Raw genomic sequence first — 1,569 nt, forward strand, 5'->3', positions numbered from 1 at the left:
AGATTTTTCATTTAGATATATCTAAAGCTTGATCATTTAGATATATCGGATTATATTGCATGACATAAATTCGATATATCTAAAACAATGAGGGAATATTTATGATGATTCGAGCATTAAACTCACTTTATCAACAGCGTGCTGAAAATGGCGAACATAGTTGTCATGGACAAGGTCACGGAAAAAGGCGTTGCAGTGGTAAAGGTAAACATAATAGCCACCAAGAAAATCATAGCGAGCATTGCTGTCATGGTGAACACGGTCACGGGCATGAAGGGCGTGGTGAATGCTGTCATGGTGAACATGGTCACGGACATGAAGGACGTGGTGAATGCTGTCATGGTGAACATGGTCACGGACATGAAGGGCGTGGTGAATGCTGTCATGGTTCTGATGGACATAGAAAACAACGTGGTCGCGGATGTGGCGGCAGAGGTAAAGGTAGTCGTCAGTTAAAACGTATGTTTGATCATGGTGATTTACGCGTTTTATTACTTAGTATGATCTCGAAAAAACCAAGTCATGGTTATGAAATTATTAAAGAAATAGATGAGGCTTCTTCAGGATTATATGTACCTAGTCCTGGTGTTATCTATCCAACGCTAACACTACTTGAAGAGCAAGATCTATTAGTTGCTACGATTGCTGAAAAAGGTCGTAAAAACTACAGCATTACATCTGAAGGCACTGCATTTTTAGCAGAACATAAAGATATAGATGCCAATATTCAAAAAAAAACTGGCTTATGCAAGAGATTTATCTCAAAACGCAGGTGGTGTGTCTGAGGAAATTGAATCTGCTGTTGGTAAATTAAAAGCCGTGTTACGCCATAAATTAGTTTTAAAAGAGCTCTCTGTGGAAAGAGCAGGACGTATTGCTTCTATTCTTAATGAAGCAGTTGAGAAAATTGAAGCTATCAATGAGGCACTGATCTCAGAGGAAAGAGAAGATGAATAAAACAGATACTCAGCTACAAAATTCAAGAAGAAATAATGAAATAGACAAAGAAGAGTTGGAAAATAATCCAGCAGTAAAAGAACAAACTTGCCCTAAAATGCCTGTTTCTTACTTTCGTAGAGCGTTACGTAAACCTGGCAGAATATGATAATGATGGACGGAGGTTATATAATGACATGACCTCTGTCAGTCCTTCTCCTTTCCTTTCTAATCCAATCCATTCCCCGCCATATTTCATTTTTTTGATGGTCATTTTCGTCCTTTTTTCTTCGGTTATTGTACTCACATCAAAAAAATAACAAATGATTATGGAAATGTTCCATATTAGTGTTTATTTTATTTAGGCTAGTGAATCCATTATAAAATTTGAAAACTTAAACCAGAGATATGCTTAAAGTAACAATACATTAACTACCGTATCAAAATAATAAACGTCTGTAAGTACTTAAACGAGAATAAGTGCCTTAGTTCAAAACGTATCCTTACTTATGATGCTGGAAGTTAACCAGCAATAAATCATAGCAAGGTAATAAAAGTATCGGTTTATTTATTGTTAAGAATAGAAATAGTGATGCGAATAACTATTTGATATTTATAAGATATTATCGAATA

3 protein-coding genes are annotated in these 1,569 nt (G+C 35.8%); all 3 read left to right on the plus strand.

Features of this window, described 5'->3' with window-relative positions; translation table 11 throughout:
- The first annotated feature begins 101 nt into the window (after window positions 1-101).
- From BHE89_RS16760 to BHE89_RS23865, 3 genes are read left to right on the plus strand one after another with little or no spacing between them, the layout of a single operon-like run.
- Window positions 102-785: a PadR family transcriptional regulator gene (locus BHE89_RS16760; RefSeq protein ID WP_286146237.1), complete on the plus strand. Its 684-nt coding sequence runs from the start codon at window positions 102-104 to the stop codon at window positions 783-785.
- On the plus strand, window positions 778-957 hold the full coding sequence (locus BHE89_RS26195; RefSeq protein WP_286146238.1) for a hypothetical protein: 180 nt from the start codon (window positions 778-780) through the stop codon (window positions 955-957). Before BHE89_RS16760 ends, BHE89_RS26195 begins: the two co-directional genes overlap by 8 nt.
- Window positions 950-1,105 (plus strand): hypothetical protein, encoded by a 156-nt coding sequence (locus tag BHE89_RS23865; protein WP_171729941.1) that lies wholly within the window; start codon window positions 950-952, stop codon window positions 1,103-1,105. The genes BHE89_RS26195 and BHE89_RS23865 overlap by 8 nt, the downstream gene beginning before the upstream one ends.
- Window positions 1,106-1,569 lie beyond the last annotated feature (464 nt).

The sequence above is a fragment of the Shigella sp. FC1967 genome, assembly GCF_001743005.1.
Taxonomy (GTDB): Bacteria; Pseudomonadota; Gammaproteobacteria; order Enterobacterales; family Enterobacteriaceae; genus Proteus.